At 65.9% G+C, this 19,737-nt stretch carries 17 protein-coding genes; 6 read left to right on the forward strand and 11 right to left on the reverse strand.

Annotated elements, in window-relative coordinates:
- Positions 1-37: 37 nt before the first annotated feature.
- Positions 38-1,117: a 3-deoxy-7-phosphoheptulonate synthase gene (locus POR01S_RS20295; protein ID WP_007160558.1), complete on the reverse strand. Its 1,080-nt coding sequence runs from the start codon at positions 1,115-1,117 to the stop codon at positions 38-40.
- A gap of 165 nt (positions 1,118-1,282) precedes the next feature.
- On the opposite strand from POR01S_RS20295, the gene POR01S_RS20300 reads away from it, so the two are divergent.
- From POR01S_RS20300 to cysB, 3 genes are all read left to right on the forward strand, one after another.
- On the forward strand, positions 1,283-1,609 hold the full coding sequence (locus tag POR01S_RS20300) for a thioredoxin family protein (protein WP_007160557.1): 327 nt from the start codon (positions 1,283-1,285) through the stop codon (positions 1,607-1,609).
- Between the two features lie 108 nt (positions 1,610-1,717).
- Positions 1,718-2,200, forward strand: a complete 483-nt coding sequence (locus POR01S_RS20305) for a universal stress protein (protein ID WP_042137995.1) — start codon at positions 1,718-1,720, stop codon at positions 2,198-2,200.
- Positions 2,201-2,311: 111 nt separating this feature from the next.
- Positions 2,312-3,286, forward strand: coding sequence for an HTH-type transcriptional regulator CysB (gene cysB, locus POR01S_RS20310; protein ID WP_007160555.1), 975 nt, complete (start codon positions 2,312-2,314; stop codon positions 3,284-3,286).
- A gap of 241 nt (positions 3,287-3,527) precedes the next feature.
- Here cysB and POR01S_RS20315 read toward each other — a convergent pair whose 3' ends face one another.
- The gene (locus POR01S_RS20315) at positions 3,528-4,451 is read right to left on the reverse strand and encodes a LysR family transcriptional regulator (RefSeq protein ID WP_007160554.1); all 924 of its coding nucleotides are present in this window, start codon (positions 4,449-4,451) and stop codon (positions 3,528-3,530) included.
- A gap of 102 nt (positions 4,452-4,553) precedes the next feature.
- On the opposite strand from POR01S_RS20315, the gene araD1 reads away from it, so the two are divergent.
- Together araD1 and POR01S_RS20325 are read left to right on the forward strand one after the other, a co-directional pair.
- Complete coding sequence (gene araD1 / locus POR01S_RS20320) at positions 4,554-5,549, forward strand: AraD1 family protein (protein ID WP_042137998.1); 996 nt, start codon at positions 4,554-4,556, stop codon at positions 5,547-5,549.
- A 152-nt stretch (positions 5,550-5,701) separates the two neighbouring features.
- Entirely contained in the window at positions 5,702-7,279 is a 1,578-nt protein-coding gene (locus POR01S_RS20325) for an aldehyde dehydrogenase (NADP(+)) (protein ID WP_042138000.1), read from the forward strand.
- 248 nt (positions 7,280-7,527) lie between these two features.
- Here the strand turns inward: POR01S_RS20325 and POR01S_RS20330 are convergent, their stop codons facing one another.
- The 8 genes from POR01S_RS20330 to POR01S_RS20365 form a co-directional block, all read right to left on the reverse strand.
- Positions 7,528-8,676: an aldose epimerase family protein gene (locus POR01S_RS20330; protein ID WP_042138002.1), complete on the reverse strand. Its 1,149-nt coding sequence runs from the start codon at positions 8,674-8,676 to the stop codon at positions 7,528-7,530.
- A 122-nt stretch (positions 8,677-8,798) separates the two neighbouring features.
- On the reverse strand, positions 8,799-10,538 hold the full coding sequence (locus POR01S_RS20335) for an IlvD/Edd family dehydratase (protein WP_007160550.1): 1,740 nt from the start codon (positions 10,536-10,538) through the stop codon (positions 8,799-8,801).
- Between the two features lie 82 nt (positions 10,539-10,620).
- Entirely contained in the window at positions 10,621-11,589 is a 969-nt protein-coding gene (araH, locus tag POR01S_RS20340) for an L-arabinose ABC transporter permease AraH (RefSeq protein ID WP_027598999.1), read from the reverse strand.
- Between the two features lie 26 nt (positions 11,590-11,615).
- Complete coding sequence (gene araG, locus POR01S_RS20345) at positions 11,616-13,142, reverse strand: L-arabinose ABC transporter ATP-binding protein AraG (RefSeq protein ID WP_027601583.1); 1,527 nt, start codon at positions 13,140-13,142, stop codon at positions 11,616-11,618.
- Between the two features lie 59 nt (positions 13,143-13,201).
- Positions 13,202-14,206, reverse strand: a complete 1,005-nt coding sequence (locus POR01S_RS20350) for a substrate-binding domain-containing protein (protein ID WP_007160547.1) — start codon at positions 14,204-14,206, stop codon at positions 13,202-13,204.
- A 221-nt stretch (positions 14,207-14,427) separates the two neighbouring features.
- Positions 14,428-15,297 (reverse strand): SMP-30/gluconolactonase/LRE family protein, encoded by an 870-nt coding sequence (locus POR01S_RS20355; RefSeq protein ID WP_042138004.1) that lies wholly within the window; start codon positions 15,295-15,297, stop codon positions 14,428-14,430.
- A gap of 80 nt (positions 15,298-15,377) precedes the next feature.
- Positions 15,378-16,064: a FadR/GntR family transcriptional regulator gene (locus tag POR01S_RS20360; RefSeq protein WP_007160545.1), complete on the reverse strand. Its 687-nt coding sequence runs from the start codon at positions 16,062-16,064 to the stop codon at positions 15,378-15,380.
- Positions 16,065-16,093: 29 nt separating this feature from the next.
- On the reverse strand, positions 16,094-16,849 hold the full coding sequence (locus POR01S_RS20365) for a FadR/GntR family transcriptional regulator (RefSeq protein WP_007160544.1): 756 nt from the start codon (positions 16,847-16,849) through the stop codon (positions 16,094-16,096).
- A gap of 268 nt (positions 16,850-17,117) precedes the next feature.
- Here POR01S_RS20365 and POR01S_RS20370 point away from each other — a divergent pair, with 268 nt between their 5' ends.
- Positions 17,118-18,428: an MFS transporter gene (locus POR01S_RS20370; RefSeq protein ID WP_042138006.1), complete on the forward strand. Its 1,311-nt coding sequence runs from the start codon at positions 17,118-17,120 to the stop codon at positions 18,426-18,428.
- Here the strand turns inward: POR01S_RS20370 and POR01S_RS20375 are convergent.
- On the reverse strand, positions 18,401-19,681 hold the full coding sequence (locus POR01S_RS20375) for an MFS transporter (RefSeq protein WP_042138008.1): 1,281 nt from the start codon (positions 19,679-19,681) through the stop codon (positions 18,401-18,403). The genes POR01S_RS20370 and POR01S_RS20375 overlap by 28 nt on opposite strands.
- Positions 19,682-19,737 lie beyond the last annotated feature (56 nt).

Here is a 19,737-nt window from a genome sequence, read left to right on the forward strand (position 1 = left end):
CCGGGCTGAGCCCGGCGTTTTCGTATCTGCTGCAGGATCAGCTGCGCGCGCGGCGCGGCAGCACATCCTTGAGCTTGCGGTGCATGTCGAGAATGCTCTTCTCGGTCATGGCCCAGTCGATGCAGGCGTCGGTCACCGAGACGCCATACTGCAGCTGCGACAGATCCGCCGGAATCGGCTGGCTGCCAAAGCCCAGGTGGCTTTCCACCATCAGGCCGACGATGGAGTTGTTGCCTTCGACGATCTGGTTGGCGACGTTGTCCATCACCAGCGGCTGCAGGGCGGCGTCCTTGTTGGAGTTGGCGTGGCTGCAGTCGACCATGATGTTCGGCTTGACCTTGGCCTTGACCAGCGCCTGCTCGCACAGGGTGACGCTGACCGAATCGTAGTTGGGCTTGCCGTTGCCGCCGCGCAGCACCACATGGCCATAGGCGTTGCCCTTGGTCATGACCACGGATACCTGGCCGCGCTGGTCGATACCCAGGAAGCGGTGCGGGCTGGACACCGACTGCAGGGCGTTGATGGCCACGGTCAGGCTGCCGTCGGTGCCGTTCTTGAAGCCGACCGCGGAGGAGAGGCCCGAGGCCATTTCCCGGTGGGTCTGGGATTCGGTGGTGCGGGCACCGATCGCCGACCAGCTGATCAGGTCCTGCAGGTATTGGGGGGAGATGGGGTCCAGCGCCTCGGTGGCGGTGGGCAGGCCCTTTTCCGCCAGGTCCAGCAGCAGCTGGCGACCGATGTGCAGGCCGTCCTGGATCTTGAAGGAGTCGTCCAGGTAGGGATCGTTGATCAGGCCCTTCCAGCCCACGGTGGTGCGGGGCTTCTCGAAGTAGACGCGCATGACCAGATAGAGGCTGTCGCTGACCTGGGCGGCCAGGGCCTTGAGGCGCTCCGCATACTCGTGGGCGGCCTTGATGTCATGGATGGAGCAGGGGCCGATCACCACGAACAGGCGGTGGTCCTTGCCGTCGAGGATGTCGCGGATGACCTGGCGGCCCTGGGCGACGGTGTCGGCGGCGAGATCGCTCAGCGGGATCTCCTGCTTGAGCTGCTCGGGGGTGATGAGCGGCTCGTTGGCTTCGATGTTGAGGTCGTTAAGGCGGGGCTGTGCGGCCATGGTGCTACTCGTCGGTCACGGCGCTGCGACAGGTCAGGGCCCGTGCAGGCAAAATACGATGGAGAGGGTGGGGCACCTTAACGCTTGTCCCGCCCGCTCACAATGGCTACGACGCTATCGACGTGCCCGAAGGCGTGCTTTGGCGATGATCGCGACGAGGAAAGCATGGAATTGGACGATGGGACGGCCGATGCCGTCCTGCTGGCGGCGCCGGGGCGCTCCCTGCTGATCTTTACCAGCGCCGGTTGCGCCTCCTGCCGCCTGGCGCGCCAGGTGCTGCCGACGGCGGCGCTGCCGGTCGAGCGGCTGTACTGGGTGGATGCCGAGCGCAGTGGCGGTCTGGTGCAGCGCTATGGGGTCTTTCATCTGCCGGCGCTGTTCCTGATCGGGGATGGCGACTTCTTCGGCCCGGTGCAGGCGCCCCTGCGCGAGCCGGCCCTGGTGGCGGCGATCCAGGCCGCGGCGGCGCGGGAGCCCGAGGAAATACCCTGAAAGGCCTCTAACGCGCGCTTCGCAGCGCAAATGTCTTTCCCCTGCTACGCTGGAAAGGGCTATCCCGCATTGCACCGGTCAGGTCGCCTGATCTGGCCAGGAGGAATCGTGATCCGCTCGCTGCTTTATGCCACGGACCTGGGCCTGTGTTCGTCCTATGTCTTTCAGCATGCCTTGAATCTCGCCCGCATCCATCAGGCCCGGCTGTATGTCGTCCATGTGGTGGAGCCGCTCGGCCTGCTGGCCTCCACGCTGCTGCAACAGCATCCGAATGGTGAATCCCTGGATCGCCTGCGCAATGGCGGTCTGGAGCTGGTGCTGGAGACCATCGAGCAGCAGGTGTTCGAGTCGCTGCGCGAGGACCTGCTGGAGACCCCGGCCACCGCGGGTCTGATCCGGGCCGTGCGGGTGGTGCAGGGCGATCCGCCGGCGGCCATTCTCAAGCAGGCCCAGGACTTCGCCGCGGATCTGCTGGTGATCGGCAGTCGCAGCCAGGGCGACGCCCAGGTCGCCCCGCTGGGACGTACCGCCAGCCGTCTGCTGCAGACCGCACGCATCCCGGTATATCTGGTGCCGCTGCGACAGGGCTGATCCGTAAGCGTCAGCCTTACTTCTCCGCGACTTAATTCGATTTCGGTCTAGAAAAACCTTAAGGCCTGCTTTACTGTTATATGCTTGCGCATGGGTCAGCGAGGAGCCGGCATGAAGCTGCAACAGTTGCGATATATCTGGGAAGTCGCCCACCACGATCTGAACGTTTCCGCCACCGCCCAGAGCCTCTATACCTCGCAGCCTGGCATCAGCAAGCAGATCCGCCTGCTCGAGGACGAATTGGGGGTCGAGGTCTTTGCCCGCAGCGGCAAGCACCTGACCCGGGTGACCCCGGCCGGCGAACGCATCATCCAGACCGCCGGCGAGATCCTGCGCAAGTGCGAGAGCATCAAGCAGATCGCCCAGGAATTCTCCAACGAGCGCAAGGGCACCCTGTCCATCGCCACCACCCACACCCAGGCGCGCTATGCGCTGCCGGACGTGATCAGCGAATTCATCAAGCAGTATCCGGACGTGGCCCTGCACATGCACCAGGGCTCGCCGACCCAGATCGCCGAGATGGCCGCCGACGGCACCGTCGACTTCGCCATCGCCACCGAGGGTCTGGAACGCTTCAACGATCTGGTGATGATGCCCTGCTATCGCTGGAACCGCTGTGTCATCGTGCCCCAGGGTCACCCCCTGGCCAAGGTGGAGCACCTGACCCTGGAACACCTGGCGGAACAGCCGCTGGTGACCTACGTCTTCGGCTTCACCGGCCGCTCCAAGCTCGACGAGGCCTTTGCCCGCCAGGGTCTTGAGCCCAACGTGGTGCTGACCGCGGCGGACGCCGACGTCATCAAGACCTATGTCCGCCTCGGCCTGGGCGTGGGCATCGTCGCCGACATGGCGGTGGATCACAAAGCCGATGCCGACCTGGTCTGCCTGGACGCCAGCCACCTCTTCGAAGCCAGCGTGACCAAGATCGGCCTGCGCCGCGGCACCTTCCTGCGCGGCTTCATGTGCGACTTCATCGGCCGCTTCGCGCCGCACCTGACCCGCGATGTCCTCACCGAGGCCATGCAGACGCCCTCGCGGCAGGAGCTGGAGACCCTGTTCCATGGGGTGACGCTGCCGACGTATTGAGGGCTTCCTCTCGCTGAAATCATCGCGGCCGCAGCAGCACGTAGCGTGGAAAACGGCGTAGCCTTTTCCACTGGAGACTGCGCTGAAGGGGACACCCTCACCCCAACCCTCTCCCGAGGGGAGAGGGGCTATCCGAGCAGGCGTTCAGTCACGTCAGCCTCGGCGAAATCGCAACAAGCCGTCGTGCTTCCATCTGTAGGAGCGGCCGCATCGGCGGACCGCCATGGCGGCGATAGAGGTTTTACCCCGCCAACCGCCACTGCTCCAGCAGCAGCTGCGCGGCCGCCGACAATCCCGCGCCCTGGCGGACCAGGATCGAATAGGGTTCGTTGCGGGTGCGCTGGACCACGGGCAGGCGGCGCAGCAGGCCGTGTCTTTCGCCGAACTGGGCGATGTCGCTGGGCAGCATGGCCACCTGGTTGGCGTCTTCCTGCAGCAGGCCGAGCAGGGTGAAGGTCGAGGAGGTTTCCACCGGATAGCGGGGAAACTCCAGTTCCGCCGCGCGAAATTCCCGCTCCAGCGTCAGGCGCATGGGCAGGTTGGCCGGATAGACGATCCAGCGGCTGTCGACCAGTTCGGCCAGGCTCAGCGTCTCGGACTCCGCCAGCGGATGGCGGGGATGGCAGACGATCTCCAGCCGCTCTTCGCGCACCTCCAGGCAGTCATAGGCATCCGGCCGGCGGCTGACGCTGCTGCGGCAGATGGCCAGTTCGATGCGACCGGCGTCGAGCAGGTCGAGCAGGCGCACGCTGGTGTCCTCGATGATCTCGATCCCCAGCTGGGGCTGCGCCGCACCCAGGCGCGACACCGCGGCGATCAGCCGGGGCACGGCGCCCATGATCACTCCCACCGCCAGCCGACCGCCTTCGCCCTGCAGGATACCGAGCATCTCTTCGCGCAGATGGGCCAGGTCGCTTTCGATCAGCCGCGCATAGCGGATCACGCAGCGGCCCAGGTCATTGGGCTGCAGGCCCTGGTGGGTGCGCAGGAAGAGGGTGGCGCCCAGGGTGCTCTCGATCTCGTGCAGGGCCTTGGTGGCGCCGGGCTGGGAGATGGCGATGCGCTCGGCGGCCTTGTGCAGCGAGCCTTCCTCGTCGAGGGCGATCAGCAGGCGCAGTTGCCGCAAGCGCAGACGGGAGGCGATGGAGCCCAGGGATGGCAGCATGGGAATAACCGTTGGTTATCGCGGGATAGGGAGCTCTCATTAGGCAGGCCCCATGGCGCCGAGTAAAGTCTCCTGCAGGCGATAACCAACAAGGAGAATGCCATGCACCTGATTCAGTTCGAAGACCAGCAGGGCCAGCGCCGCGTCGGCGTGGTCGAGCGCGGTGAAGTCCAGCAGGTCCGCGGCGCGACCAGCACCCGGACCCTGGCGCTGCAGGCCATCCGTGCCGGCGTTTCCCTGGAATCTCAGGTGCAGACCCTGGGCCTGGAGCCCGGCCCGGCTTATGCCGAGCTGCTCGAGGCCGGTCGCCTGCTGCCGCCGCTGGACCATGAGGATCCCGCGCACTGCCTGGTCACCGGTACCGGTCTGACCCACCTGGGCAGCGCCGCCACCCGGGACAAGATGCACCAGCAGAACAGCCAGGAAGAGGCCAAGCTGACCGACTCCATGCGCATGTTCAAATGGGGCGTGGAGGGCGGTCGGCCTGCGGCGGGGAGCGCCGGTGCACAGCCGGAATGGTTCTACAAGGGCGACGGCGGCATCCTGGTGCGTCCGGGCGGCGACATCCCGCTGCCGGAATTCGCCGAGGACGCCGGGGAAGAGCCGGAGCTGACCGGTCTCTATGTGATCGGTGACGACGGCAAGCCCTACCGCCTGGGTTATGCGGTGGGCAACGAATTCTCCGACCACGTGATGGAACGCAAGAACTATCTCTACCTAGCCCATTCCAAACTACGCTACTGCAGCTTCGGTCCGGCCTTGCGCACCGGTGAACTGCCGAGCCATCTGGCGGGCACCAGCCGGATCCGTCGCGGCGAGCAGGTGATCTGGGAGAAGGAATTCCTCTCGGGCGAGGACAACATGTGCCACAGCCTGGAGAACCTCGAGTATCACCACTTCAAGTACGCGCAGTTCCTGCGGCCGGGCGATGTCCATGTACATTTCTTCGGCACGGCGACCCTGTCCTTCGCCGATGGGGTGCGGGTCGAGCCGGGCGACAGATTCGAGATCGCGGTGCCGGAATTCGGCGAGCCGCTGAGCAATGGCGTCAAGGCCGGCACGGCAGCTTTCCAGCCCGGGCAGGTCCGTCAGCTCTGATGGTTGTATGATGACTGCTGACTATGCGAATGCTAGAGTGGGTATCGCACAGGCTGGCCCGGCCGCTCGGACACCGAGCGTGCCACCCTTTCGAAGACCTCCCCGTAGCGGGTGGTCTTCCCTGAACCCCTAGGTATAAGGAGTCGAGAACAATGCAGATCCAAGGCAAGAACTACATCGGTGGCGCTCGTAGCGGCGAGGGCGAGGTGCGGGTCTACAGCATCGACGCCACGACCGGCGAGAAGCTGCCCTACGAATTCTTCCAGGCGTCCACGGCCGAGGTCGATGCCGCCGCCCGCGCCGCCGAGCAGGCCGCGCCCCTGTACCGCAAGCTGAGCGCCGAAAAGCGCGCCACCTTCCTCGACGCCATCGCCGACGAACTGGATGCCCTGGGTGACGACTTCGTCCAGCTGGTCTGCCAGGAAACCGCGCTGCCGGCTGGCCGCATCCAGGGTGAGCGCGGCCGTACCAGCGGCCAGATGCGCCTGTTCGCCAAGGTGCTGCGCCGGGGCGACTTCCACGGTGCGCGCATCGATACCGCGCTGCCCGAGCGCAAGCCGCTGCCGCGTCCTGATCTGCGCCAGTACCGTATCGGCCTGGGTCCGGTGGCCGTGTTCGGTGCCAGCAATTTCCCGCTGGCCTTCTCCACTGCCGGTGGCGACACCGCCGCGGCCCTGGCCGCCGGTTGCCCGGTGGTGTTCAAGGCCCACAGCGGCCACATGGTCACCGCCGAATACGTGGCCGACGCCATCATTCGCGCTGCCGAGAAGACCGGCATGCCCAAGGGCGTGTTCAACATGATCTATGGCGGTGGCGTGGGCGAGCAGCTGGTCAAGCACCCGGCCATCCAGGCGGTGGGCTTCACCGGCTCCCTGCGCGGCGGTCGCGCCCTGTGCGACATGGCCGCGGCCCGTCCGCAGCCGATCCCGGTGTTCGCCGAGATGTCCAGCATCAACCCGGTGGTGGTCCTGCCCGAGGCGCTCAAGGCCCGTGGCGATGCCATCACCGGCGAACTCGCGGCCTCCGTGGTTCTGGGTTGCGGTCAGTTCTGCACCAATCCGGGCCTGGTCATTGGCCTGCGTTCGCCCGAATTCAGCGCCTTCCTCGAGCGCCTGGCCGGTGCCATGAACGAGCAGGCGCCCCAGACCATGCTCAATCCGGGCACCCTGAAGAGCTACGAGAAGGGCGTCGCGGCGCTGCTGGCTCATTCCGGCGTGCAACACCTGGCCGGTGCCAGCCAGGAAGGCAACCAGGCGCGTCCGCAGCTGTTCAAGGCTGACGTGAGCCTGCTGCTGGAAAACGACGAGTTGCTGCAGGAAGAAGTCTTCGGCCCCACCACCGTGGTGGTCGAGGTGGCCGACGAGGCCCAGCTGCACCAGGCGCTGCAAGGCCTGCATGGCCAGCTGACCGCCACCCTGCTGGCCGAGCCGGCCGATCTGCAACGTTTCGAGGCCATCATCGGCTTGCTGGAGCAGAAAGCCGGGCGCCTGTTGCTCAACGGCTATCCCACCGGTGTGGAAGTCTGTGACGCCATGGTCCACGGCGGTCCCTATCCGGCGACCTCCGATGCTCGCGGCACCTCGGTCGGCACCCTGGCGATCGACCGCTTCCTGCGCCCGGTGTGCTACCAGAACTATCCGGACGCCTTCCTCCCGGAAGCCCTGCAGAACGCCAACCCGCTGGGCATCCAGCGCCTGGTGAACGGCGAGAACACCAAGGCCGCGATCTGATCGCGCGGTCCTGAGTGGTTGAGAACCCGGCGTCGCGAGACGCCGGGTTTTTTATTGGGTGGTGGAAGGGGGGTGGCAGGACAGTGGAAAAGGCTGCGCCGTTTTCCACGCTACTGAAGAGCTAAGCGCGCGTGCCGGAACAACCCCCTCTCCCTCCGGGAGAGGGTTGGGGTGAGGGAAGCCGCATGCACAATCCCCAAAGAAGAAGGCCGCTCCTGAGAGCGGCCTTGCGTGCATCGGCAATCGCCTTACTTGGCGGCGAACTTGAAGATGGTCGTCTGGGTGTAGGTCTGGCCGGGATCCAGGCGGGTGGTGGGGAAGTTCGGCTGGTTGGGCGCGTCCGGATAGTGCTGGGTTTCCAGGGTGAAGGCACCCCAATGGCCATAGGTCTTGCCGGCCTTGCCCTTGATGTTTCCTTCCAGGAAGTTGCCGGTATAGAACTGCACGCCCGGTTCGGTGGTGTAGAGGGTCAGGGTGCGGCCGGAGCCCGGATCGGTCACCACGGCGGCGGCCTTCTGCAGATCGCCCGCGGTGTTGAGCACCCAATTGAAGTCATAGCCACCCTGCTTGGGTTCGGCGTACTTCAGCTGCTGGTTGTCGTCGGCGATGTGCTTGCCGATGGCGGTCGGCTTGCGGAAGTCCAGGGGCGTGCCGGCCACGGGCGGCAATTCGCCGGTGGGAATCAGCTTGGCGGTCACCGGCGTGTATGTGTCGGCATTGAGCATCGCCACCTGCTTGAGCACGGTGCCGCTGCCGGCGCCCGCCAGGTTGAAGTAGCTGTGGTTGGTCAGGTTGAGCACCGTCGGCTTGTCGGTGGTGGCGCGGTACTTGAGGGTCAGCTGGTTGTGTTCGTCCAGCTGGTAGGTCACCTGGGTGGTCAGGGTGCCGGGAAAGCCCATCTCGCCATCGGGGGAGACATAGCTCAGGGTCACGCCGACCCAGCCGTCGCCCTTGGCCGGCTCGGCCTTCCACACCTTGGTGTTGAAGCCTTGGGGGCCGCCGTGCAGGGCGTTGGTCTTGTCGTTCTGGGGGATCTGGTAGCTCTTGCCGTCGAGGCTGAAACGACCGTCGGCGATGCGGTTGCCGAAGCGGCCGATGGTGGCGCCAAAGAACACCGTGGGGTTGTCGAGATAACCCTGGACGTCATCGAAGCCCAGCACCACGTCCTCGCTGTGGCCCTTGCGGTCGGGCACCTTGAGCGCCTGCAGCACGCCGCCGTAGGTAATGACGGTGGCCTGCATGCCGTGGCTGTTGGTCAGGACGAACTTCTCGATGGGGGTGCCATCGGGCAGCTTGCCCAAGCTCGACTGCTGGCTGCTGAGGCCGGCCGCCTGGGCGGTAAGGGTGCTGATCATGAGTGACAGTCCAAGTCCGGTGAGGGCTAACGTGCGTTTCATCTCGACCACCTTTTCGGTTTGTTGTTGTGCAAGGGTGGGTCAGGCGACCCGGAAGCCGGAGGAGGGGCGGTAAAGCCCCCTCACCCCAACCCGCTCCCGAAGGGAGAGGGGGTAGAAGCGGATCAATGGGAGTGGCGGGGCACCTCGGCGCCGCGGCAGCCGACCAGGAAGTCGAAGTCGCAGCCTTCGTCGGCCTGCAGCACATGGTTGACGTAGAGGCGGCGATAACCGCCGGCCAGCAGCTGATCGGCCGGCGGTTGCCAGTCGGCCAGACGCGCGGCCAGTTCTTCGTCGGGGATATCCAGGTGCAGGCGCCCGGAGGCGCAGTCCAGTTCGATCATGTCGCCTTCGCGCACCACCGCCAGCGGGCCGCCGGCCGAGGCCTCGGGCGCCACGTGCAGCACCACGGTGCCGTAGGCGGTGCCGCTCATGCGGGCGTCGGAGATGCGCACCATGTCGGTGATGCCCTTGGCCAGCAGCTTGGGCGGCAGACCCATGTTGCCCACCTCGGCCATGCCCGGATAACCCTTGGGCCCGCAGTTCTTCAGCACCATCACGCAGGTCTCGTCGATGTCCAGATCCGGGTCGACGATGCGCGCCTTGTAGTCTTCCAGGTTCTCGAACACCACGGCGCGACCGCGATGCTGCATGAGCGCCGGGGTCGCGGCCGAGGGCTTGAGCACCGCGCCCTTGGGCGCCAGGTTGCCGCGCAGCACGCAGATGCCACCGTCGGCGCGCAGCGGGTTGTCCAGGGCGCGGATGACCTCGTCGTCGCCGTAGATGGGGGCCTCGGCGCAGTTCGCCCAGATCGTCTTGCCGTTGGCGGTCAGGGCCTCGGGATGGGGCAGCAGATTGGCTTCGCCCATGCGGCGGATCACCGCCGGCAGGCCGCCGGAATAATAGAACTCCTCCATCAGGAAGCGTCCGGACGGTTGCAGGTCGACGATGGTGGGGGTGCCGCGGCCGACCCGGGTCCAGTCGTCCAGCTCCAGGTCCACGCCGATGCGGCCGGCGATGGCCTTGAGGTGGATCACCGCGTTGGTGGAACCGCCGATGGCGGCGTTGACGCGGATGGCGTTCTCGAAGGCTTCCTTGGTGAGGATCTTCGACAGCCGCAGGTCTTCTTCCACCATCTCGACGATGCGCATGCCGGACAGGTGGGCCAGCACGTAGCGCCGCGAATCCACCGCCGGAATGGCGGCGTTGTGCGGCAGCGAGGTGCCCAGGGCCTCGGCCATGCAGGCCATGGTGGAGGCGGTGCCCATGGTGTTGCAGGTCCCGGCCGAACGTGACATCCCGGCTTCGGCGGAGAGAAATTCATTGAGGTCGATGGCACCCGCCTTGTAGGCCTCGTGCATCTGCCAGACGATGGTGCCGGCGCCGATGTCGCGGCCGTGGTGCTTGCCGTTGAGCATGGGGCCACCGGTGACGACGATAGCCGGCACGTCGCAGCTGGCGGCGCCCATCAGCAGCGCCGGCGTGGTCTTGTCGCAGCCGGTGAGCAGCACCACGGCGTCCACCGGGTTGCCGCGAATGGCTTCTTCCACGTCCATGCTGGCCAGGTTGCGGGTCAGCATGGCGGTGGGTCTGAGGTTGGATTCGCCGTTGGAGAACACCGGGAATTCCACCGGGAAGCCGCCGGCTTCGTAGATGCCGCGCTTGACGTGTTCGGCGATCTTCCGGAAGTGGGCGTTGCAGGGGGTCAGCTCGGACCAGGTGTTGCAGATGCCGATGACGGGCTTGCCCTGGAATTCATGGTCCGGGATGCCCTGGTTCTTCATCCAGCTGCGGTACATGAAGCCGTTCTTGTCGTTGCTGCCAAACCACTGGGCGGAGCGGAGCGGGCGTTTGGGCGTGGTCATTGTTTGGTCCTCGGGCATTTCACGGGCAAAGCGGTCCCCGGCACGGCGCGCCTGGCGCCGCGGGGGAGGGCAGAGTCTGGGTTTAGCGCTGCTTGAAGCGGTCGATGACCACGGCCAGCAGCAGGATGGTTCCGCGGATGACGTACTGATAGAAGGTGTCGATGTTCTTCAGGTTCATGGCGTTCTCGATGATCGCCAGGATCAGCACGCCGGCGATCACGTGGCGGATCATGCCGATGCCGCCGGCCAGGGAAACCCCGCCCAGCACGCAGGCGGAGATCACCGTGAGTTCGAAGCCCTGACCGATCATCGGCTGGCCGGAGGTCATGCGCGAGGCCAGCACCACGCCGGCCAGGGCGCCGATCACCCCGTGCATGGCGAAGATGATGATCTTGGTGCGGTCGACGTGGACGCCGGCCAGCAGCGCGGCCTCCTCGTTGCCGCCGATGGCCATGGTGTTGCGGCCGAAGGTTGTGTAGTTGAGCAGCCAGCCAAAGAACAGGATGCACAGCAGGGTGATGACGATGGGCACCGGCAGGCCGAACAGCTGGCCGTTGCCGAACACGAAGAACTGCTCCTGGGAGACGCCCACGGCCTTGCCGTCGGAGAAGATGTAGCCCAGGCCGCGCACGATCTGCATGGTCGCCAGCGTGGTGATCAGGGCGTTGATCTTGAGCTTGGCGATCACCAGGCCGTTGATCAGACCCACCACCAGGCCCATGGCCAGGGCGGCGGCGACGCCGAGAAAGACGCTGTCGAATTCGCGCATCACCACCGCGGCAACCACCCCGGCACAGGCGATGACCGACCCCACCGAGAGGTCGAAGTGGCCGGAGGCCAGGCAGAACAGCATGGTGCAGGCGGCGATGCCCACGGTGGAGATCGCCAGACCCAGACCGCGCATGTTCAGCGGCGAGAGGAAGTTCTGCACGAACAGCGCGCAGAGGGTGAAGATGACGACGGCGGCCAGCATCATGGCCCAGTCGTCGAGGAAGCGGCGGGTGTCGAAACCGCGGCGCGGCGGGGTCAGGCTGTGGGGTTGGGCGGACATGGACGTGACCTCTTTTCTTGTTTTCATCAGGCCCGGGTACGGGGCAGGGCGAGCTGCAGCAGGCGCTCGTCGTTGAACTCGGCGCGGGCCACCTCGCCGGTGATGGCGCCTTCGCTCATCACCAGGATGCGATCGGCCACGCCCATGACTTCCATCAGGTCGCTGGACACCACCACCACGGCGATGCCGCGGGCGGCGAGGTCATGGATGATGGCGTAGATCTCCGACTTGGCGCCCACGTCGATGCCGCGGGTGGGTTCGTCGAGCAGCAGCACCTGCATGGGCATCGACAGCCAGCGCCCGAGGATGGCCTTCTGCTGGTTGCCGCCGGAGAGATTCTTGATCTTCTGCCCGGCGTGGGGCGTCTTCACGTTCAGCGCGCGAATCTGCTTTTCGGCATTGGCCTTTTCCCAGCGACCCTGGATCAGGCAGCCGAGGCTGGCGTGATGGGCGCGGGCGCTGATGTTGATGTTCTCGGCCACGCTGGCCAGGGGCACGATGCCTTCCTTCTTGCGATCTTCCGGGCACAGCAGGATGCCGGCGGCGATGGCGTCACGCGGCGACCTGAGGCTGACCGGGGCGCCCTTGAGACTCAGGCTGCCGGCCTTGTGCTTTTCCAGCCCCGCCAGCAGGCGCAACAGCTCGGTGCGACCGGCACCGACCAGGCCGAACAGGCCGAGGATCTCGCCCTGGCAGACCTCGAAACCCACCGGTTGCTGCAGGCCCTGGCCGAGCAGACCCTCGACCTTGAGGCAGCCACCGCCGATCTCGCGCGGGCGGTAGTCGTAGATGTCGGCGAGATCGCGGCCGACCATCAGGGTGATCAGCTGGTCGGGGGTGATGTCGGCCAGGCGCTCGATGGTGCGCACGTGGCGGCCGTCCTTGAACACCGTGACCGCGTCGCAGATGCGGAAGACTTCTTCCATGCGGTGGGAGACATAGAGCACCACCCGGCCTTCGTCGCGCAGCCGGGCGATGATGGTCATCAGCCGATCGGTCTCGCGGGCGGACAGGGAGCTGGTCGGCTCGTCGAAGGCGATGACGCGGGCGCCCCGGGAGAGCGCCTTGGCGATCTCCACCAGCTGGCGCTGACCGAGCGACAGGCGCCCGACCTTGGTGTTGGGGTCGATCTCTTCGGCCAGGCCCTTGAGCAGGTCCAGGGCCTGGCGGCGCAGGTGGCCGCGATTGACGATGCCATAGCGCGCCGGCAGGTGCCCGAGAAAGAGATTTTCGGCGACGGTCATCTCCGGCACCAGCTGCAGCTCCTGCTGGATCACGGCGACGCCGGCGCGGATGGCTTCGGCGGTGCTCTTGAACACCAGCTCCTGGCCGTCGATGTTGAGGTGGCCGGTGGTGGGGGCGTGGTAGCCGCTGAGGATCTTCAGCAGGGTCGACTTGCCGGCACCGTTCTCGCCCATGAGGGCGTGCACCGAGCCGGGACGCACGTTGAAGGAGATGTCGGCGAGCGCCTTGACGCCGGGAAAGGTCTTGCCGATGCCGACGAAACCGAGGCTGTCGGCGCTCTGGGCGGTGGTTTGTTCCAGGGCTGCCATGGGGCACTCCTGTCAGACGAAAGAGGAGGGCGGCGCCAGCAGAGGCGCCGCCGGGGTCATCACTTCCAGAGGCCGATCTTTTCCAGCTCCTGCTGGAAATTGGCGCGAGTGATGAGGGTGACCTTGTCCATCGCGGTGTACTTGGGCGGTTCCTTACCGGTGGTCACCCATTCGTACATCATGCTGGCGGTCTGGTAGCCCTCTTCGTGGGGGCTGGGCAGCATGGAGCCGAAGAAGCCGCTGTTGGGTTTCTTCAGTTCGCCGATGGCGTCGGTGCCGTTGATGCCGATGCCGATCACCTGCTCGGCCTTGAAGCCGGCGCTTTCGGTGGCGCGGACGCCGCCCAGCACGGTGTTGTCGTTCATGCCGCCGATGATCAGATGCTTGGCGCCCGAGGGCAGCTTGACCAGCGCGGAGGTGGTGGAGTCCATGCTGCCAGGCACGTCCAGGGTCTTCTGCGGCGCGAAGATGATGTGATCGGCGGGCAGACCGGCCTTCTTCAGGGCTTCCACCGAACCGTCGGTGCGCTTCTTGCCGGTGTCCAGCTCGTTGTAGGTGTTGATCACCGCATAGGTGTCATCCCACTTCCAGCCACGCTTCTCGGCTTCGGCGGCCATGGCGGCGCCCTGCTGCTGGCCGACCTCGAAGGCGGCCATGCCCAGGTAGGGCACGTCTTCCATGAACTTGCCCTTGGCGTCGACGAAGCGGTCGTCCACGGCCATGACCTTGAGGTCGTTGAGCTTGGCCTTGGCCACGATGGCCGGGCCGAGGGAGACGTCGGGCGGGCAGATCACGAAGCCCTTGGCGCCGTTGGCGGCCAGGCTGTCGATGGCGGCGAGGGTCTTCTCGCCATCCGGCACGGCAATCTTGAGCAGGGTGAAGCCCTTGTCCTTGGCGGCTTTCTCGGCGAAGGCCCATTCGGTCTGGAACCAGGGTTCCTCGGGTTGCTTGACCAGGAAACCGATCTTGACCGGATCGGCAGCGAAAGCGGAGAGAGACAGGCTGACGGCACCGGCGGCGAGGGCGGCACGCAGCAGAGAACGAACTCCCGGAACACGGAACATAGCTGGAACTCCTTGTTTTTATTGGTGTGGCCAGGCAATGCGAGGCGGCGGGCTGCCGTCGTGGAGGTCAGACGACACCGCTCTTCATTGATATTATGATTGGATGGGTGCGGGTGCAAGGAAAAGGTGACGAGATTTTTCGTCACCTGTGTCACCAAGCTGTTACATAGGGGCTGGAACGGAAAGGCGCCGCAGAGGGGCGCCTGGGTCGGTAGGATGAATCAGCCAGCGAACCTGTGGCAGGGCATGCCGGCTACCGGTGCGGTGGCCTTGAGCAGGGCGCCGTCGAGGGCGCCATCGGCGGCGGCGCTGGTGACGTACAGGGTGCGCAGATCCGGTCCGCCGAAGACGCAGCTGGTGGGGCGCTGGACGGGCAGTTCGACGATCTCCAGCAGCTCGCCCTCCGGCGAGAAGCGCAGCAGGCAGTTGCCATCCCAGCGCGCATTCCATACGCAGCCTTCGCTGTCGATGGCCGAGCCGTCCGGCGAGCCGCGCTCGTGGGGGCCGGCCCAGACGGTGGGGGCCCCCAGGTTGCCATTGGCATCCAGCGGGTAGCGATAGAGGGTATCCTTGAGGGTATCGGCGCTGATGACGTGGTTGTCCGCCGCGCTCCAGACCAGGGTATTGGCGATGCCGAGATCGCTGGCGTGACGACTGACGCTGCCGTCCGGATCGATGCGGAACAGCCCGCCCGAGTGGCGGTCGATGGCCACGTCGCCACCCTGGGCATCGAGATTGTTCTGCATGGTGCCCAGCCACAGACGCCCCTGGGCATCGCAGCGGGCTTCGTTGCCGCGATTGCCCGGATCGGGATCGGCGACGCAGAAGAGTTCCAGGGCGGGACGGTCCGGTGGCGAATCCAGGTCAAGACGGAAGACGCCGTCTGGCAGGGTCACCAGGGCTTCGCCGCGCACCGTGGGCACGAAGGCGGAACAGGGCCGATCCAGTTGCCATTCCTGATAGTGCTCGCCGCTCAGGCGGCAGGCCTTGAAGCCGGCGATGTCAACCCAGTAGAGCGCCTGGGTCTCCTGGTCCCAAAAGGGGCCCTCGGCCAGTTTGAAGCGCTGGGGAAGCAGCGGCTGCCAATCCATCGTTCACCTCTCTTGTTGTGGCAGTACGGGAAGTCCAGGCATGGGAACCTGCGGCGACGCCAAGGTTGCCGACCGAAACGTCAGTCCGTATAGCGCGCCAGGGTCACCGCCGCGCTGTCGATCAGCATCATGCAGGCCCAGACGGCGCGCGCCGCATCGCGCGAGGCGATGCCGTCGGCGAGGGTCTTGTGCAGGGGGAGGGTACGTCGCAATTCGGCGGGATCGGCCGACGACAGGGTAAAGGAGGCCGCCAGCAGGGCGCCCAGGGCGGGCACCATCTGCTCGATGAACTGATTGTGGCTGGCCGCCAGGACGCACTCGTGGAAACGCTGGTCGGCGGTGTTGTAGTCGCCGCCCTCGAGGGAGGCTTCCAGATGCTGGTAGGCGACCTGGATCGCCTGCACCTGCTCAGGGGTGGCTCTTTCGCAGGCCCAGCGGACCGCCGCGGGCTCGATGGCGTGGCGCAGATCCAGCAAGTCCTTGACGAAATGGGCAGGCAGACCGCCCGTGGCCAGCCAGCCCACCACCTGGGTATCGAACAGATTCCAGCGACTCAGCGGCAGGACCCGGGTACCGACCTTGGGGCCGACTTCCAGCATGCCCTTGGCCGCCAGGGTCTTGATCGCTTCGCGCAGGATGGTGCGGCTGACGCCCAGCTCCTGGCAGAGATCCGCCTCTACCTTGAGGGCGCTACCGGGTGGAAATTGCCCGGCCGCGAGGCGCTGGCCGAGTTGTTCTACGGTAGAGGCATGGTAGCTGCTGGACATGAGGGCATACCGCGAGTGGGTTCTTGCCCTCAATGATCATACGAAATTTCACCTTCAGACAAGGGCTGCGGCCGGAAGGCCTCGGCGACCATGTCATTGACACCGGCCAGCTGGGCGATGGCGGCGTGGCGAGCGGTCAGCGGGTCGCGGTGCTGGATGGCGGTGAGGATCGCCTTGTGCCGGGAGACCAGCAGGTTGAGGCTGTCGCCGGCGGCGAACAGCGCCGAGGAGCGTTCCAGGTAGTCCCGCACCGGCAGCAACATGATGCTGTAGAGGTGAGTCAGCAATTCGTTGTGTGTGGCCGTGGCGATGGACAGGTGAAAGGCCATGTCCGGTTCGGCCATGTTGGCGATGTCCACGGCCTGCTCCATCCGCTCGTAGGCGTCTTCGATGGCCTTCACGTCTTCGGGCTGGGCATTGGCAGCCGCCATGGCGGCGACCTCCGGCTCGATGATGTTGCGCACCTTGACCAGGGTCTCGTAGAAGCTGTGCCGCGAATCGCTCTCCAGCAGCCAATGCAGGACGTCGGGATCGAGCAGATGCCACTCGTTGCGTGGTTTGACCACGGTTCCGACCTTGGGCTTGGACCTGACCAGGCCCTTGGCCACGAGCACCCGGGTAGCCTCACGCAGGACAGGGCGGCTCACTTGGTACTCTTCGCACAGCTGCGCCTCGGGGGGCAGGCGCTGGTCTGGCAGAAAGTGTCCAGACACGATCTGGGTACCGAGCTCATGAACGATGCGAGCGTGTCTGCTTTTGCGCGGCAGCGGTGTCTTGTAATTCATCGAAAGGCATCCGAAGTCGTCGTGCCATCACTATAACACCATCAGCGCGATAACCGATCTTATCGTGGGCTAGGCGGCTCTGTAATGGGGATCAGCGGAAAGCAAGAGGTAAGATTTCCTACTTCGTAACATTGTTTTAATAGTACCAAATTTACCTTAAGTGCCGATTAATGGCGGCTTATGGCTATTTAACGTCTCAATGATATTACGTTAGACTTTAGGACGATCTGCGCTTCAACCGCACAAAAACAACAAGTCGGAGAACGCCATGCACCCCGAATCCGTCCTCATTCGCCGGATCACGCACAAGCTGATTCCCTTTCTCGTCCTGCTCTATCTGGTCGCCTACATCGACCGCTCTGCCGTGGGCTTCGCCAAGCTGCACATGGGCGCCGACGTCGGCATCGGCGACGCTGCCTACGGCCTCGGTGCCGGCCTGTTCTTTATCGGTTACTTCCTCTTCGAGGTACCCAGCAACCTGCTGCTGGAGCGCTTCGGTGCCCGGCGCTGGTTCGCCCGCATCCTGATCACCTGGGGCGCCATCACCATGGGCATGGCCTTCGTCCAGGGTCCCACCAGTTTCTATGTCATGCGCTTCCTGCTGGGGGTGGCCGAGGCCGGCTTCTTTCCCGGGGTGCTCTACTACCTCACCCAGTGGTTCCCGGTGCGTCACCGCGGCAAGATCATGGGGCTGTTCATCCTCTCCCAACCCATCGCCATGCTGGTGACGGGGCCGCTGTCGGGCATGCTGCTGCAACTGGATGGCGCGCTCGGCCTGCACGGCTGGCAGTGGCTGTTCCTTTGCATCGGCGCGCCGGCGGTGCTGCTGGCCTGGCCGACCCTGACCCGGCTGCCGGATGGTCCGCAACAGGTCGCCTGGCTGAATGCCGAGGAAAAGCGCTGGCTGGCCACGGAGCTGGAAAAGGACCTGCACCTCTTCGACCAGACCCGCCATGGCAACCCCCTGCATGCGCTCAAGGACCGCCGGGTGCTGCTGCTGGCGCTCTACTATCTGCCGGTGACCCTGAGCATCTATGGCCTGGGGCTGTGGCTGCCGACGCTGATCCACCAGTTCGGCGGCAGCGATCTCACCACCGGCTTCATCTCGGCGATCCCCTATGCCTTCGGCATTCTCGGCCTGCTCATCGTGCCGCGCAGTTCGGATCGCCTGGGCGATCGCTACGGTCACCTGGCGGTGCTCTATGCCGTGGGCGCCCTGGCCATGGCCGGCAGCGCCTGGTTCGGCACCGCCGTGCTGCAACTGGCGGCGCTGTCGGTCGTGGCCTTCTGCCTGTTTTCCCTTACCGCGCTGTTCTGGACCCTGCCCGGACGCTTCTTCGCCGGGGCCAGTGCCGCCGCCGGCATCGCCCTGATCAATTCGGTGGGCAACCTCGGCGGCTATCTCGGCCCCTATGGCATCGGCGCGCTCAAGGCGGCGACCGGGACCCTGGCCTCGGGTCTCTATCTGCTGGCCGCGGTGCTGGTGTTTGGCCTCCTGCTGACCGGCATCGTCTACACCCGCCTGGAGCGCAAGAACCGTCGGGAAGAGGGTTACGCCGCGGAGCGTTCCGCCGGCTGACGCCCCGGGCAGGTCTCGGCGGCGAACCAGGCGGCGCCGAGGCAGACCAGATTGGCCACCAGCAGATAGCCGGCCGGCGCCATGCGATCCCCGGTGGCGCCTATCAGCCAGGTCACCACGATCTGGGCGGTGCCGCCGAAGGCCGCCACCCCCAGCGCATAGACCAGCGAGAAGCCGGTGGCCCGTACCCGCTGCGGAAAGCTTTCCACCAGGAGCACGATCAGGGCCGCGCCGCTCATGCCGTGCAAGCCGGAGAGCACGGCCAGGGTCAGCAGGAAGGTGCCCGGGCCGGGTGCCTGGGTGATGAGTTCCAGCGCCGGATAGAGCAACACCAGCAACAGCAGCCGCGGCAGGATCAGCACGATGCGTCGGCCATAGCGATCGCTGAGCACCCCGCCCAGGATCGAGCAGACCGCCATGGCCGCGCCCATCACCAGGGTGGCGAGCATGGCGATCCCGGCCGGCAGCTTGAGCTCCACCAGGGCGAAGGTGGTCATGTAATTGAGGAAATACTGGGTGATGGTGCTGCCGGAGAGGATCAGCAGCCCCAGCAGCAGTGGCCGCCGCTGGGTGGCCAGCACCTCGCCCAGTACCGCGCCGGTGCCCCGGGTTTCACCGACGTGGGTATCCACCAGGCCGCGACGGATATAGAGACCGATGGGCAGGATCGCCAGGCCCAGCAGGAAGGGCAGACGCCAGCCCCAGGCCAGCAGTTGCTCCGGTGTCAGCCAGAGCGTCAGGCCATAGCCGATCAGGCCGGCCGCCACCGCGGCCAGGCCCTGGGCCACCACCTGCCAGCAGGCGTAGGTGCCCCTCTTGTGCAGCGGCGCCGCCTCCAGGATGTAGGTGGTGGCCGGGCCGGCTTCGCCACCCCAGGCCAGGCCCTGCAGCAGCCGGGTCAGCACCAACAGGATGGGGGCGGCGATGCCGATCTGCTCGTAGCCCGGCAGCACGGCGATGCCGCCGGTGCCCAGGGCCATCAGCACCATGGTCAGCAGCATCGCCGGCTTGCGCCCGACCCGGTCGGCCCAGGCGCCGATGAGGATGGCGCCCAGCGGGCGGACGACGAAGCCGACGCCAAAGGTGATGACGCTGGCCATGAGGCTGGCGAAGGCGTTCTGCGAGGGAAAGAACACCTGGCCGATGAGCACGGCGAAGGTGGCGTAGACGCCGAAGTCGAAGAACTCCACGGCGTTGCCGAGCACCACGGCAAAGACGCCCTTGCGGGAGTGGATAGGGCGGGAAGCGGTCATGGGTGAGCTATCAGCAGGAGCAGGGCGCGCGCCCGGGAGCGGACGCGCGAAAGGCA

The sequence above is a fragment of the Pseudomonas oryzihabitans NBRC 102199 genome, assembly GCF_000730625.1.
GTDB lineage: Bacteria > Pseudomonadota > Gammaproteobacteria > Pseudomonadales > Pseudomonadaceae > Chryseomonas > Chryseomonas oryzihabitans.

Excerpts from the sequence above, each read along its gene's own strand:
- POR01S_RS20295 (WP_007160558.1), bottom strand. The coding sequence starts at position 1,117 with ATGGCCGCACAGCCCCGCCTTAACGACCTCAACATCGAAGCCAACGAG.
- POR01S_RS20300 (WP_007160557.1), top strand. The coding sequence starts at position 1,283 with ATGGAATTGGACGATGGGACGGCCGATGCCGTCCTGCTGGCGGCGCCG.
- cysB (WP_007160555.1), top strand. The coding sequence starts at position 2,312 with ATGAAGCTGCAACAGTTGCGATATATCTGGGAAGTCGCCCACCACGAT.
- POR01S_RS20315 (WP_007160554.1), bottom strand. The coding sequence starts at position 4,451 with ATGCTGCCATCCCTGGGCTCCATCGCCTCCCGTCTGCGCTTGCGGCAA.
- araD1 (WP_042137998.1), top strand. The coding sequence starts at position 4,554 with ATGCACCTGATTCAGTTCGAAGACCAGCAGGGCCAGCGCCGCGTCGGC.
- POR01S_RS20325 (WP_042138000.1), top strand. The coding sequence starts at position 5,702 with ATGCAGATCCAAGGCAAGAACTACATCGGTGGCGCTCGTAGCGGCGAG.
- POR01S_RS20330 (WP_042138002.1), bottom strand. The coding sequence starts at position 8,676 with ATGAAACGCACGTTAGCCCTCACCGGACTTGGACTGTCACTCATGATC.
- POR01S_RS20335 (WP_007160550.1), bottom strand. The coding sequence starts at position 10,538 with ATGACCACGCCCAAACGCCCGCTCCGCTCCGCCCAGTGGTTTGGCAGC.
- araH (WP_027598999.1), bottom strand. The coding sequence starts at position 11,589 with ATGTCCGCCCAACCCCACAGCCTGACCCCGCCGCGCCGCGGTTTCGAC.
- araG (WP_027601583.1), bottom strand. The coding sequence starts at position 13,142 with ATGGCAGCCCTGGAACAAACCACCGCCCAGAGCGCCGACAGCCTCGGT.
- POR01S_RS20350 (WP_007160547.1), bottom strand. The coding sequence starts at position 14,206 with ATGTTCCGTGTTCCGGGAGTTCGTTCTCTGCTGCGTGCCGCCCTCGCC.
- POR01S_RS20355 (WP_042138004.1), bottom strand. The coding sequence starts at position 15,297 with ATGGATTGGCAGCCGCTGCTTCCCCAGCGCTTCAAACTGGCCGAGGGC.
- POR01S_RS20360 (WP_007160545.1), bottom strand. The coding sequence starts at position 16,064 with ATGTCCAGCAGCTACCATGCCTCTACCGTAGAACAACTCGGCCAGCGC.
- POR01S_RS20365 (WP_007160544.1), bottom strand. The coding sequence starts at position 16,849 with ATGAATTACAAGACACCGCTGCCGCGCAAAAGCAGACACGCTCGCATC.
- POR01S_RS20370 (WP_042138006.1), top strand. The coding sequence starts at position 17,118 with ATGCACCCCGAATCCGTCCTCATTCGCCGGATCACGCACAAGCTGATT.
- POR01S_RS20375 (WP_042138008.1), bottom strand. The coding sequence starts at position 19,681 with ATGACCGCTTCCCGCCCTATCCACTCCCGCAAGGGCGTCTTTGCCGTG.